This is a genomic window from Xanthomonas sp. NCPPB 3569 (assembly GCF_041475645.2).
Lineage (GTDB): Bacteria > Pseudomonadota > Gammaproteobacteria > Xanthomonadales > Xanthomonadaceae > Xanthomonas > Xanthomonas phaseoli.
The window spans coordinates 3,728,419-3,741,924 of record NZ_CM192969.1 but is presented as its reverse complement, the minus strand read 5'-3'; the positions used below and the strand labels follow the sequence as shown (position 1 = coordinate 3,741,924).

General features: G+C 65.6%; 12 protein-coding genes and 1 riboswitch. Of the genes, 9 read left to right on the top strand and 3 right to left on the bottom strand.

All coding sequences use genetic code 11. The annotated features are described in order from the left end of the window. Window positions 1–78 precede the first annotated feature (78 nt). From ACCQ03_RS16200 to ACCQ03_RS16190, 3 genes are all read left to right on the top strand, one after another. A complete protein-coding gene (locus ACCQ03_RS16200; protein WP_057677788.1) occupies window positions 79–1,680 on the top strand; it encodes a SulP family inorganic anion transporter in 1,602 nt (533 codons plus the stop codon). Then, a complete protein-coding gene (locus ACCQ03_RS16195) occupies window positions 1,680–2,846 on the top strand; it encodes a lysozyme inhibitor LprI family protein (protein WP_209225603.1) in 1,167 nt (388 codons plus the stop codon). Before ACCQ03_RS16200 ends, ACCQ03_RS16195 begins: the two co-directional genes overlap by 1 nt. A gap of 338 nt (window positions 2,847–3,184) precedes the next feature. Then, window positions 3,185–4,003, top strand: a complete 819-nt coding sequence (locus ACCQ03_RS16190) for a DUF3014 domain-containing protein (RefSeq protein ID WP_209225601.1) — start codon at window positions 3,185–3,187, stop codon at window positions 4,001–4,003. A 217-nt stretch (window positions 4,004–4,220) separates the two neighbouring features. On the opposite strand, the gene ACCQ03_RS16185 is transcribed toward ACCQ03_RS16190, so the two are convergent. After that, a complete protein-coding gene (locus ACCQ03_RS16185; protein WP_017156986.1) occupies window positions 4,221–4,928 on the bottom strand; it encodes a glutathione S-transferase in 708 nt (235 codons plus the stop codon). A 44-nt stretch (window positions 4,929–4,972) separates the two neighbouring features. Beyond that, window positions 4,973–5,299, bottom strand: coding sequence for a GIY-YIG nuclease family protein (locus ACCQ03_RS16180; protein ID WP_017156987.1), 327 nt, complete (start codon window positions 5,297–5,299; stop codon window positions 4,973–4,975). Between the two features lie 382 nt (window positions 5,300–5,681). Between ACCQ03_RS16180 and clpB the strand changes: the two genes are divergently transcribed. The 3 genes from clpB (at window position 5,682) to btuB (ending at window position 11,378) form a co-directional block, all read left to right on the top strand. Next, a complete protein-coding gene (gene clpB, locus ACCQ03_RS16175) occupies window positions 5,682–8,267 on the top strand; it encodes an ATP-dependent chaperone ClpB (protein WP_057677792.1) in 2,586 nt (861 codons plus the stop codon). Window positions 8,268–8,351: 84 nt separating this feature from the next. Continuing rightward, window positions 8,352–8,933, top strand: coding sequence for a DUF4291 domain-containing protein (locus tag ACCQ03_RS16170; protein WP_057677809.1), 582 nt, complete (start codon window positions 8,352–8,354; stop codon window positions 8,931–8,933). A gap of 228 nt (window positions 8,934–9,161) precedes the next feature. After that, a riboswitch (cobalamin riboswitch) is annotated at window positions 9,162–9,386 on the top strand. Between the two features lie 114 nt (window positions 9,387–9,500). Next, entirely contained in the window at window positions 9,501–11,378 is a 1,878-nt protein-coding gene (gene btuB, locus ACCQ03_RS16165) for a TonB-dependent vitamin B12 receptor (protein ID WP_244664169.1), read from the top strand. Between the two features lie 102 nt (window positions 11,379–11,480). Here the strand turns inward: btuB and ACCQ03_RS16160 are convergent, their stop codons facing one another. Then, the gene (locus ACCQ03_RS16160; protein ID WP_139790915.1) at window positions 11,481–11,714 is read right to left on the bottom strand and encodes a hypothetical protein; all 234 of its coding nucleotides are present in this window, start codon (window positions 11,712–11,714) and stop codon (window positions 11,481–11,483) included. Between ACCQ03_RS16160 and ACCQ03_RS16155 the strand changes: the two genes are divergently transcribed. The 3 genes from ACCQ03_RS16155 to cobO are packed head-to-tail and all read left to right on the top strand — an operon-like array spanning window position 11,674 to window position 13,480. After that, the gene (locus ACCQ03_RS16155; RefSeq protein WP_057677793.1) at window positions 11,674–12,267 is read left to right on the top strand and encodes a hypothetical protein; all 594 of its coding nucleotides are present in this window, start codon (window positions 11,674–11,676) and stop codon (window positions 12,265–12,267) included. The genes ACCQ03_RS16160 and ACCQ03_RS16155 overlap by 41 nt on opposite strands. Further along, entirely contained in the window at window positions 12,267–12,872 is a 606-nt protein-coding gene (locus ACCQ03_RS16150; protein WP_209225596.1) for a hypothetical protein, read from the top strand. Before ACCQ03_RS16155 ends, ACCQ03_RS16150 begins: the two co-directional genes overlap by 1 nt. After that, window positions 12,869–13,480, top strand: coding sequence for a cob(I)yrinic acid a,c-diamide adenosyltransferase (cobO, locus tag ACCQ03_RS16145; protein WP_057677795.1), 612 nt, complete (start codon window positions 12,869–12,871; stop codon window positions 13,478–13,480). The genes ACCQ03_RS16150 and cobO overlap by 4 nt, the downstream gene beginning before the upstream one ends. Window positions 13,481–13,506 lie beyond the last annotated feature (26 nt).

The following is a 13,506-nucleotide window of genomic DNA, read 5'->3' as shown; positions in this document are numbered from 1 at the left end:
GCTCTGATCCACCGCGCCGCTGTCGCCCTTGCAATGCAGCGGCTACCATCGGCCGACCCCCACGCTTGTTTGGTTCTCATGTCGGCTCCCTCTTCGCGTCCTGCGGCTGCGCCGCGCTGGTTCGTCGCTGGCGATCTCAATGGCTTCTTCGGCCTGGTGGTCGACAACCTGTCCATCCTTGGCTTCATTGCGATGGCCTTGGTCGGTATTTTCCAGTTCCCGGCCGACGTCGTGTTCCAGCGCATGTTCCCCGGCACCGCATTCGGCGTGCTGGTGGGCAACCTGCTGTACACCTTGATGGCGCGGCGGCTGGCCGCACGCACCGGGCGCGACGACGTCACCGCCATGCCGCTGGGCCTGGACGCGCCCACCAGCATCGGCATGGCGCTGTTGGTGCTCGGCCCGGCGTTTGCCGGTTTCAAGGCGCAGGGGCTGGACCCGCAGGCCGCCGCGATCGCCACCTGGAAACTGGGCATGGCCGCGTTGGTGGTGATGGGGCTGCTCAAGCTGGTGCTGTCGTTCGCAGGCGAAGCGGTGACGCGCGCGCTGCCGCGGGCGGCCTTGCTCGGGTCCATCGCCGGGATCGCGCTGGTGCTGATGGGCTTGTTGCCATTGCTGGAAACGCTACGTTCGCCAGTGGCCGGCTTCGTCACCTTGGGCCTGCTGCTGTATGTGCTGCTCGCCAAGGGCCGCCTGCCGACCAAATTGCCCGGCGTGCTGGTGGCGTTCGTGATCGGCACCGCGTTGTATTACGGGCTTGGCCTGTCGGGATTGGGTGCCCCCGGCTTCGCCTTGCCGGCGTGGAATCCGCCGCAGATCGTGCTGCCGCTGCCGACGCTGGGCTTTATCGACGGCCTGCCGGCCACGGTGGCGTACCTGCCGTTGCTGTTGCCGTTCGGCTTGTTGATGGTGGTGGGCGGCATCAACGTCAGCGAGAGCGCACGCGCAGCCGGCGACGATTACCGCACCCGCGACATCCTGCTGGTGGAAGCCTTGGCCACGCTGGTGGCCGGCGTCTGCGGCGGCGTCGCGCAGACCACGCCCTACATCGGCCAGCCCGCGTACAAGCACATGGGCGCGCGCTGCGGCTACACGCTGCTGACCGGTGTGTTCATCGGGATCGGCGGCATGCTTGGCGTGATCAGCGGCCTGGTGCAGTGGTTGCCGCTGGCCGTGCTGGCCCCGATCATCGTGTATGTCTCCATCGACATCACCACGCAGGCATTCCAGGCCACGCCCAAGCAGCACGCCGGTGCGATGGTGCTGGGCTTTCTGCCGTCGGTTGCGTACCTGCTGACCATCAAGGCGCCGGGCTGGATTGCACCGGAGCAGCTGGTCGCGCTGACCACCAAGGTCGATGGCCACGGGTTGCCTGAGCTGGCAGTGATCTTCGCCTTGGGCAATGGCTTCATCATCACCGCGATGCTGTGGATCGCCACGGTGGCGGCGATGATCGACGGCCGCTTGCGACGCGGCGCGGTGTTCCTGCTCGTGGCTGCCGGTCTGACCCTGTTCGGCCTGATCCACTCGGTGGACCCGCGCGGCGGCATCTATCTGCCGTGGTCGCTGCAAGGCCTGGCGCGGCTGATCAGCTGGCAGTTCGTCGGTGCCTATGTGGCGCTAGCGGCGACGCTGCTGTTGCTGTCGCTGCTGCCGGCGCGCAAGCAGGCGTTGCAGTGATGTATCGGATGCGGGTCGTGCAGGGCATCGTGGCTGGTGTGCTAATGCTGAGCGCCGGCGCCGCATGGACGGCGTCGTTCGACTGCAAGCAGGCGGGCACGCCGGTGGAAAAGCGGCTATGCGCGGTACCGACGCTCGGTCAACTGGACGATCAACTGGATGAGGCGTACCGCGGCGTGCTGGGCACCGCGCCGCGTACCTCGCTCACCGCGGTACGCGATCAGCAACGCGCCTGGTTGCGCCAGCGCAACGCCTGCGCGCAGGACGCCAAGATGGATGACTGCCTGCAACGCAGTTTGAAGGCCAGGGTCGATGCGCTGGGCAAGACGCGCGACGCCCAGCAGCAAACGCTGGACCGCATCATCGCCAGCATCCCCAAAACGCCAGCGGACGCTGCACGCCAGTTGCAGGGCTACGACGCGCCGCTGGCCTCGGCGTGGCTGGCGTATCTGCATGACTTCGTGCCTGCTGCAGGCGTGGATGCCGCCTTGGCGCGCGCGCGTTTTGAAAGCGCACGCAATGCGCTACGCAAGAGCGACGATTTCGCAGCGTCCTTGCTCGACGATGTGGAAGGCGCGCCTGCCATGCAACAGCAGCAGCGTGTGCTGACCCTGTTGCGCATGTGGATCGAGCGCGAAGATCGTGCGGAGCGGCCGTATGTGCATTGCTTCATCTTCGCTGCAGTGGGCGAGCCGGCGTATGAGGCGTTCGGTCCGCTCTATGGCTCGACACGCGACAGTTTCGCGCCGATCTGCGAGCCGCCCGGTGGGCTGTTCGCGCGGCCGAGCTGGAAACAGCTGGATGCCGGGTTCGCCGGGCTGATCGAGGCCTTGAGCAAGGACGCGGGCACCATCCGCTATGCCAGCTACGCCGAGTGGCAAATCATCGCGCTATGCGCTGCCGTGTCGCCGGCACTGTATCTGCAACCGGAGTTGCGCAAGCGCTACGGCAACGATCCGGATCAGGCGATTGCTGCGTGGTCCGGCGACGACAGCGACTGGCCGGCAGCCGAGCGCAACGCCGTGCGCGCGCTGTTGCCAAAAGTGCGCGCAGAGACGGCCGCCTGGCTGGTGAGCGAAAAACGCATGCCGGCCAGGCAGGCCGAACAGGTTGCCGCTGCCATTGTCGCGGCCTGGGTGAATGCGCGATTGGATTTCGCCGGCTAAGTGACGCGGATCGCGCAGCGAAGGTTCTGCCGGTTCGCGCAGGGTCCTTGCCTGCCGACCATTGCAGGACCAGCTGCGTACGTCCCTGTAGCTCCTTGGCGGCATCCATGCGGCATGCGTCGCCGCGATAGCGGATGGGCAAGGACGAGTTGAACTGCTCGATCGGTAGGACGTCCCACACACAGCCGGCAAGCCGGCCGCTAGCGTTTTCCGGAAGCCGCGAGCTATCGCGCTACGCCTCACTTCAAGCGGCTAAACGCGCGACACCGTCAATCGATGGAACCACCGAAGCATCCCACGGTCACACACTGGATGTTGTCGATGTCAGGAGTTCCACGATGCAAAGCAAATCCTCGCGCTGGCCGTGGTTGTTGGCGGTCCCTTTGATCGCTGGCGCCGCGTGGTGGCTGTTCAGCGGCCCGCCCGACCCGCAGGGCACCTTGCCTGCACCCATCAGCCGCACCGCCAGTGCTGTGGCCGCCGCGGTCAGCCCACAGCCGACACCGGCCAGTAGCGAACCACGTCATCCGGTGCCGGCGGCGTCGGCCGACGCTGCCGATGCGGCGATTCCTGCGTTGGCGCAAAGCGACGATGCCGCGTGGCAATCGCTGCGGGCGTTGGTGCAGGACGACGACGCATTGTCGATCGTGTTGCGCAAGCACCTGATCGAACGCGTGGTGGTCATGATCGACAACCTCACCCAACCCAGCATCAGCCGCCGCGCCTTGGTGCTGCAGCCAGTGCCTGGAGAATTGCAGGTGGCCGGGGCAGGCGATCATCAGGTCCTCGATGAGGCCAATGCGGCGCGTTATGCACCGTACGTGGCCGCATTCACCCGTGTGGATGCGCAGGCCATGGCGCGCAGCTATGTGCGCTTCTATCCACTGTTTCAGCAGGCGTATGCGGACCTGGGCGCGCCGGATCGTTACTTCAATGACCGCGTCATCGATGTGATCGACCACTTGCTGCGTACGCCCGAGCCGAAACAGCCGATCGGCGTGCAACGCGACGAGCGTGGCCGCTACCGCTTCGTCGAGCCATCGCTGGAATCGCTGTCGGTGGGGCAGAAGGCGCTGCTGCGGCTGGGGCCGACGCAAGCGGCTGCAGTCAAAGCGCAACTGCAGCGGATTCGCGCGGCCCTGCTGCCGGGGCGCTGAGGCCCTTGGTTTCCCACCCCCGGGGTGAAGGCCGCATGTCGGGGGACCGTGCGGCGTTCGCACCCGGGTGAGTGCGGATGTACATGACGTAACGCTGCACACCTCGTTAGGATCAGGTGGCTTGGCTGGGTGATCGAGAGCAGCAATCAACGGCCTGCGGCGCGCCCGCATGCGGGCCAGCCTATTGCGACCGGCCGCACCGACCCGTCGCCGCTGCCTATGCCGCGTCCAGCTCCGGGTAATGGCGGAAGATGCCATTAGTGTTGAAGGCCACCCGTCGTTCGGACGCCAGATAGCTCGCGACACGCGGCCGCCGGGCCACGTGCTGCTGCAGCGCCTTCAGCCCGCGCAAGTTGTTTGCCAGCGTCGCCATGCGCCTGGGGAACATGTACTCCAGGCCGCTAACCAGCTGGAACAACGACAGGTCCACATACGAATGCGTGCCGAGCACATGCGTGCCGCCAGCCTGTTGCAGCACGTGTTCGAAATAGCCCAGGAACTTGGGCAGGCGGTTTTCACGCAAGTCCTGCGCACGCTTGGCCGCTTCGGCTTGCTGGTCTTCGTAATACAGTCCGGTTGCGATCGGGTGGTGCGTGTCGTGTACCTCGGCCACCAGATCGGCGATGGTCAGCTGCAATTGCAGCGCCTGCAGGCGCTGTGGTTCCGAATCGGGCACCAATTGCAGCTGTGGCCCGATGAAGTGCAGGATCGCCGCGACCTGCGCCACCACGACGTCGCCGGCTTTGAGAAAGGGTGGTGCGAACGGCTGCGCGCCGACCTGCTCGCCTTGCAAAAACGCCGTCATGGCCTCGTCGCCCTGGATGCGGGCGACATCGGTATACGCCGCGCCAGCGTCTTCCAGTGCCAGTCGCACGAACTCGCCGCGGCCTTGCAGGCCGGTCCAGTAGTAGAGCTGATAATGCATGGTCGGCTTCGCCTGTAGGGCGCTGCAGCGTAGGAAAACGATGGCTAGATGGGCGTGATCGATGCGTCAGCAGGTCGTGACTCCGCATCGTTCGGTTGCGCCTGCAGCCAGGCGAGCTTGCGCGCACGTGGCTGGCGCTTGAGCGCGCATTCGGCGCGCGAAGCGCTGGCGCGGTCCGGATAACGGTGGCTGGCGAGCAGCTGCACGGGCGGGTTGGCGCGCGTGTAACGCGCACCGGTGCCACGCAGATGGGCCTGGAAGCGCCGCTCCAGATCGTTGGTAATGCCGGCGTAATAGCTGCCGTTGCGACAGAGCAGTAGGTAGAGGTGCCAGGGCTTGGGAGCGTCCATCGGCGCATTATCGCCACTCATGCGCGGTTGCGCAGCGCGTTCCAGGTGCGGGCGCTGCGGGGTCGGCTAATGGCGGCGCAAGTGCCGGAGCCTGGGGGTGCTTGCAGGCCGGTGCGCGTGGATCCCGGCCTGTTGGGCGACCGTCCATGCGTCAGTCGCGGGCCATGCATCGCCAAACGTAGCTGGGCCATGCCCGGAGCGGCTGCCACTCGCTGCGACGCTGCTGCACGCTACGCAGTTGCAACGCAAGTCCGCCTGCCCAGAAGCCTTCGCCCAGCCCGCCTGGGGCGGCAGCGGTCTGCCAGTGTCCATCTCCAGCACCGGCAAACCTTGAAACCTCGCTCGCCAACCGCATCTGCACGGTATCGCCGGCGCTGCCGGCCACCTGTTCAGAGGATCACCCATGCGGATGGACAAGCTCACCTCGCGGTTCCAGCAGGCGCTGGCCGACGCGCAGTCGCTGGCCGTGGGCCGCGACCACAACATCATCGAGCCGGTGCACGTGCTGGCCGCTCTGCTCGACCAGAGCGGCGGCAGTACGCGTCCGCTGCTGTCGCAGGCCGGCGTCAACGTGCCGCTGCTGCGCGAGCGCCTGGGCGAGGCGCTGGACACGCTGCCCAAGGTGTCCGGGCAGGAAGGCAACCTGTCGATCGGCAACGACCTCAATCGCCTGCTCAACCAGACCGACAAGCTCGCCCAGCAACATGGCGACGCGTTCATCGCCAGCGAATGGTTCGTGCTGGCCGCTGCCGACGATGCCAGCCCGCTGGGCGTGGCGTTGCGCGCGGCCGGTGGCGACAAGAAGAAGATCGAGGCGGCCATCGACAAGCTGCGTGGCGGCGAAACCGTGCAGTCTGAAAACGCCGAGGAACAGCGCCAGGCGCTGGAGAAATACACCATCGACCTGACCGCGCGCGCCGAGAGCGGCAGGCTCGATCCGGTGATCGGCCGCGACGAAGAAATCCGCCGCACCATCCAGGTGCTGCAGCGGCGCACCAAGAACAACCCGGTGCTGATCGGTGAACCCGGCGTGGGCAAGACCGCCATTGTCGAAGGCCTGGCCCAGCGCATCATCAACGGCGAAGTGCCCGAAGGCCTGCGCGGCAAGCGCGTGCTGTCGCTGGACATGGGCGCGCTGATCGCCGGCGCCAAGTTCCGCGGCGAGTTCGAAGAGCGCCTGAAGGCGGTGCTCAGCGACCTGTCGAAAAACGAAGGCCAGATCATCCTGTTCATCGATGAGCTGCACACCATGGTCGGCGCGGGCAAGGCCGACGGCGCGATGGATGCCGGCAACATGCTCAAGCCGGCGCTGGCGCGCGGCGAGCTGCATTGCATCGGCGCCACCACGCTGGACGAATACCGCAAGTACATCGAAAAAGACGCGGCATTGGAACGCCGTTTCCAGAAGGTGTTCGTGGGCGAGCCGACGGTGGAAGACACCATCGCGATCCTGCGCGGTTTGAAGGAGCGCTATGCGGTGCATCACGGCGTGGAGATCACCGACCCGGCGATCGTGGCTGCCGCCACGCTGTCCAACCGCTACATCACCGACCGCCAGCTGCCGGACAAGGCCATCGACCTGATGGACGAAGCCGCCTCGCGCATCCGCATGGAGATCGACTCCAAGCCGGAGGAACTCGACCGCCTGGAGCGCCGACTGACCCAGCTCAAGATCCAGCGCGAGATGCTCAAGAAGGAAAAGGACGAGGCCTCGCGGCAGCGCCTGGCCGATCTGGAAAGCGATATCGACAAGCTCGAACGCGAGTTCTCCGACCTCAATGAAGTGTGGAAGTCGGAAAAAGCGGCGCTGCAGGGCACCACCAAGATCAAGGAGCAGATCGAGCACGCCAAGCTGGAACTGGAGGCCGCACAGCGCCGCCAGGACTACGCCAAGATGAGCGAGATCCAGTACGGCGTGCTGCCGCAGCTGGAAAAGCAGATGCTGCTGGCCAACGAAGTGGAGCACCACGACTTCAAGCTGGTGCAGGACCGCGTGACCGCCGAGGAGATCGCCGAAGTGGTGTCGCGCTGGACCGGCATTCCGGTCAACAAGATGCTCGAAGGCGAGCGCGACAAGTTGTTGCGCATGGAAGAGGAGCTGCATCATCGCGTGGTCGGTCAGAACGAGGCGATCAAGGTCGTCTCCGACGCGGTGCGGCGTTCGCGCGCCGGGCTGTCCGATCCCAATCGCCCCAGCGGCTCGTTCCTGTTCTTGGGTCCCACCGGCGTGGGCAAGACCGAGCTGTGCAAGGCGCTGGCCGATTTCCTTTTCGACAGCACCGAGGCGATGATTCGCATCGACATGAGCGAGTTCATGGAGAAGCACTCGGTTGCGCGCCTGATCGGTGCGCCTCCGGGCTATGTGGGCTATGAAGAGGGCGGTTATCTCACCGAGGCCGTGCGTCGTCGTCCGTATTCGCTGATCCTGCTGGACGAAGTGGAAAAGGCGCATCCGGATGTGTTCAACATCCTGCTGCAGGTGCTCGACGATGGCCGCCTGACCGATGGCCAGGGCCGCACCGTGGACTTCCGCAACACCGTCATCGTGATGACCTCCAACCTGGGCTCGCACCAGATCCAGGAGCTGTCCGGCGACGATAGTGCCGAGGCCTATACGCAAATGAAGGCCGCGGTGATGGGCGTCGTGCAGGCGCACTTCCGCCCGGAGTTCATCAACCGGCTGGACGACATCGTGGTGTTCCATCCGCTGGACAAGGCGCAGATCAAGTCGATTGCGCGCATCCAGTTGCAAGGCCTGGAAAAACGCCTGGCCGAGCGCGGCCTCAAGCTGGACCTGGACGATACCGCGCTGGAGGTGCTGGGCAGTGTCGGCTTCGACCCGGTGTACGGCGCGCGCCCACTCAAGCGTGCGATCCAGTCGCAGGTGGAGAACCCGCTGGCGCAGCAGATCCTGTCCGGCCAGTATCTCAGCGGCGATAGCGTGCGCGTGCGCGCAGACGGCGGGCGGCTGGTGTTTACCAAGGACTGAGTACGCATGAGTGCAGATCGTTCCGCGGCATGTGGGGCGATCTGCGAGATGTCATGCATTGCGGGTGACACCACGAGCGAGGTCATGACGACATCTGTTCCAACGCGACAAATTCGTGCGGTCTACGACGACAAGACGATCCGGGTCTACCAGGCGTATTCGGACGTCATTGCCGATAGCGCGCTGAAGCATCAAAGGTTCGTAAGTCCGCCATTCAAGATGGAGCGGATGACGTGGGTCAAGCCGTCGTTCCTTTGGATGATGTACCGCGCCGGCTGGGGCTATAAGGACGAAGGCCAGAGGCGCATTCTCGCCATCGACATGACGCGCGAAGGCTTTGAGTGGGCGTTGGCGCACAGCTGCCCAAGCCATCCCGACCCCGGCATGCGTCATGAAGAATGGGAGCAACGCAAGAGCCGTTCCCCGGTGCGGATTCAGTGGGATCCTGAGCGCGATCTGTCGCAGCGGCCGCTGCCGCATCGCGCCATCCAGATCGGACTCGGCCAGGAGGCCGTCCAGTTGTATGTGAGCGAGTGGATTTGGCGGATCACCGACGTGACGTCGCTGGCGCATCGTATTCACGCGCTTGTGTGTGCCGACGATCTTTCCGCAGCAAGCGCGTTGCTGCCGGACGAAGCGGTTTACGCAGTCGCGCTTCCGGCATAAGTGCGATGACGGTCGCCGTGCCCGTTGCTGCCCGTCCCTTGCGCTACCGGAGCAGGCAGCGCGCATTTGCTACGCCCTTACACGCATCCGCCGCTGCGCGCCAGCTTCTCTCCATGAAGGAGGGGCAATGTCCCGGTAGGAGAAAGCCAGTAGACGATGCGTCGCCGCTGAGGGCGCGTGGCGACGCGCCGGGCTTGGCCGGTAGTCGCAGACCTGGGAGGCGCCTGCTACCATGCGCGCCCCTGAGGTGACTGCCGGTTGGCCGGTGGTTTAAACGGGAATCCGGTGCGCGCGTCGCCTTGGGCCAGGCGCAATTCCGGAGCTGCCCCCGCAACGGTGGGCGAGGTCCAGATGCCGCAATACGCCACTGTGCAGTCGCATGGGAAGGCGCGGCATCGGAAGCGCCAGCTTCCACTCGCGAGCCCGGAGACCGGCCTGAGGGATTGACCCGGCACGCGGTGGGCGTGGCCTTGCTCGTCTGACGCTGCGCGCCGGACGCCTGGCCCGTTGCTGCTTGCCGCCCGATTGCCCACGCGCGGGTTGGCGCGGTTCCAGGAGCAGCAGTTGATGTCCCTTTCTTCCGTTTCGCCGCGTCGTGCAGTGCTCGCCGTGGGGCTGTCGTTGTGCGTTGCCAGTGCGGCCCAGGCCGAGGCCGCCATCGATCTGGACCAAGTCGTGGTTACCGCCTCGCGGACCGCCCAGACCCAGGACCAGACCCTGGCACCGGTCACGGTGATCGACCGTGCGCAGATCGAGCGTCGTCAGGTCAATTCCCTGCAGGACCTGTTGCGCGGCGAAGCGGGCGTGTCGCTGGCCAACAACGGCGGACCCGGCAAGGCGACCTCGCTGTTCCTGCGCGGTACCGAGGCCGACCAGGTGGTGGTGCTGATCGATGGCGTGCGCATCGGCTCGGCCACCGCTGGCGGTGCGGCGCTGCAGGATGTGCCGATCGAGCAGATCGAACGCATCGAAATCGTGCGTGGCCCGTTTTCCAGCCTGTATGGTTCCGAAGCGCTAGGCGGTGTGATCCAGATCTTCACCCGACGCCCGCAAGGCAGTTTCGTGCCGAGCTTGAGCGTGGCGGCTGGCAGCGACAACGCGCGCCGCTATGGGGCGGGCATTGCCGGGCGCAGCCCGGGCGATCTGAGCGATGCCGGTGGTTGGTATTCGGTGAACGCCGTGCACGACGAAACCGACGGGATCAACGCGTATCTGGATACCAGCTCCAGCGCCTATGACCCTGACCGCGACGGCTATCGCAACGATTCGTTGAGCGCGCAGGGCGGCTGGCGATTCAATCGCCAGTGGGATGCCGATGTGCATGCAGTGCGCGCGCAGAGCCGCAACGCATACGACGGCTCGGCCTTCGGCGGCAATCTGAGCAAGGGCGTGCAGCAGGCCATCGGCGGCCGCGTGCGTTACGCGCCGAGCGAGGCGCTCAAGCTCACTGCCAGCGTGGGCAGCAGCGCCGATCTGAGCGATGCGTATTACCAAGGCGCCTACCTGTCGACCTACGATACCCGCCGCAAGCAGGGTGCGTTGCAGGCCGATCTCGATACCGGCGCCGGTCTGCTCACGGTCGGCTTCGATTGGCAGCGCGACGCCATCGCCAGCAGCGACAATTACTATGCCGACAGCCGCATCGACCGCGCCGCATTTGCGCAATGGCAGCAGACGTTTGGCCGCCAATCGCTGCAAGCCAGCCTGCGCCGCAACGACAACAGCCAGTTCGGCGGCAAGACCACTGGCAGCCTGCTGTGGGGGTGGGATGTTGCCGAGCATCTGCGCCTGACGGCCAGCTACGGCACCGCGTTCAAGGCACCCACCTTCAACGAGTTGTATTACCCCGATTACGGAAACCCGCTGCTCGGGCCGGAAACCTCCAAGAGTGCCGAGCTCGGTCTGCGCGGTCGCTACGACTGGGGCACCTGGACGCTCAGCGCGTTCCAGACCCGTATCGACGACCTCATCGCCTACGACGCCTCGTTGGTGGATGCAACGCATCCGTTCGGGCAGCCGAACAATATCGATCGGGCGCGCATCCGCGGCGTGGAAGCGGGCTACGACACTGAACTGGCCGGCTGGACCGTGCGCAGCGCGTTGACCTGGCTTGCCCCGCAGGCCGATGGCGAGATCAATCATGGCAACTGGCTGCCGCGGCGTGCGCGCCAGAGCGGGCGGATCGATGCCGACCGCAGCATCGGTGCATTCGGCATTGGCGCAAGCCTGTTCGGATCGGGTGCGCGCTACGACGATCTGGCCAATACCGATCGCCTGGCCGGCTACGGCTTGCTGGATCTGCGCGTGAGTTATGCAGTGAACGCGGACTGGAAGGTGCAATTTGCCGCCAACAATGTGTTCGACCGCCAATACGAAACCGCACGCTGGTATGCCCAGCCAGGCCGCAATTATCTGCTGACCTTCCGCTACCAGCCGGCGCACTGAGAGCAGCCGACAATACGGCCGCGCAGCCCCCGGTTGGTCGCGGGCGGTGCCCTGGATCTGCATGGGCCAGGCGGATCCCGCATTTGCTCCCGCTGTCCGCATTTAGCTGACGATTGCACGCACCATGTTGTTAGCCGGTCCAAGCGCGCCGCCGACCCCGGCGACGCGCAGCTTGGGCCGGGCAGTCGGCGCTTGCCGCTGAATGCGAGGATCGCTACGGTTTGCAGGGGCGATCATTTGCCAGATGTCTGTTGCGCCATCCGTGTGGCGATCGAAAATCTGAAGGAGACCATCGATGCCGCCGTTGTCCCGCTCTTCCGAACGCCTGGTGTTCATCGCTTTAATGCTGCTGATGACGGCGACCCGCTTCCATCATGTCAGTGACTGGCTGCACCTGCCGGATGCATCCATGGCCGTCTTCTTTCTCGGCGGCCTGGCATTGCGGCGGCACGGCTACTTCGTTGCCTTGCTGGGGTTGTCGGTGGCGATCGATTGGGCTGCGGTGCGCCTGGCCGGCGTCAGCGACTTCTGCATCACCGCGGCCTACGCGGCCTTGCCGGTGGCCTATGGCGTGCTGTGGTACGCCGGGCGCGCGTATCACGCACGTGTGCGCGCAAGTGCCGCGTCGCTGAGCATCGCCTGGGGTCTGGGTACCTTGGCCGCCGTGCTGTCGTTCTTGATCTCCAATGGCGCGTTCTACTGGTGGGGCGGACGCTACACCGACCCGCACTGGGCGCAGTATCTGCAGCGCGCCTGGCAGTGGGGGCCGCTGTTCGTGCGCACGACAGCGCTGTATCTGGCGGTGGTGCTGGCAGCTGCATGGTGCGTGCTGCGCTGGCGTCATCTGCGCGCCGCAACGCCGTTCTCCACGCCATCGGAAGTGTCGTGATGATGGCGCGGCGCGCTGCAGCGACACCGTTGCCGTTGCACGGCAGTGCGGCCAGAGCATGCGGCATCGCACTTGCCGGCTTGATGGTCTGTGCGCGCGGCGAGCATTTTGCGCATGCGGGTGCGTTGCCCACGGCCTCATGGGCGGTATTTTTTCTGGCCGGTGCATTGCTCCGCCCGCTGTGGATGTTGCCGCTGCTGTTCGGGATCGTATCGCTGCTGGATCTGATCGGCCTGGCCTCGGGCAGCAGCAGCGACTGGTGCCTGTCGCCGGCGTACTGGGCTTTGGCGTTGGCGTACGCCGTGTTGTGGTGGGGCGGGCTGCTGTTTGCATCGCAACTGCAGCGCCAGGCCTGGCGTCGTGTCACCCGGCCGCTGTTGGCGTTGCTGATCAGCGGCAGCACCGCCTATGTGCTGTCCAAGGCCGGTTTTTATTTCCTGTCTGGTCGCTACCCGCATGCCACGCTGAGCGGGTTCATTGCGCACATGCCGGCGGACTATCCACACGCCCTCGCAACACTGGCCGGCTATGTCGGCCTGGCCTTCGCCCTGTTGGCTGCACACCGCGCCGCTGGTGCACGTCCACCCATGGGAGCACGCGCATGACCACCCCCGAGCATGATGAAGCGCATTACCGCGAACGTGCGCAGCGCAAGAAGGAACTGGTCGACCGGCGCATCGCACGTGCGGTGATCGACCGCGGTGTGCTGCTGGTCAATACCGGCAATGGCAAGGGCAAGAGCTCGTCCGGCTTCGGCATGCTGGCGCGCTCGCTTGGGCATGGCCTGTATTGCGGCGTGGTGCAATTCATCAAGGGCACGTTTTCGACCGGCGAAGAAGCGTTTTTCCGTCGCTTTCCGGATCTGCTCGATTACCACGTCATGGGCGAAGGCTTCACCTGGGAAACCCAGGACCGCGCACGCGACATCGCCGCCGCGCAGGCGGCCTGGCAGCTCGCGCGCGGCATGCTGGCCGATGCGCGCTACGACTTCGTGCTGTTGGACGAACTCAACATCGCCCTGGTGAAGGGCTACATCGCGCTGGATGATGTGCTCGCCGCAGTGGCCGCGCGGCCGCCCGGCCAGCATGTGGTGATCACCGGGCGCGGTGCGCCGGCCGGGTTGATCGAGGTCGCCGACACCGTGACCGAGATGCGCCTGGTCAAGCACGCCTTCAATGCCGGCATCAAGGCGCAACTCGGCATCGAGCTGTAGCCGTGAGCGAATGTGTGCAATGCCCT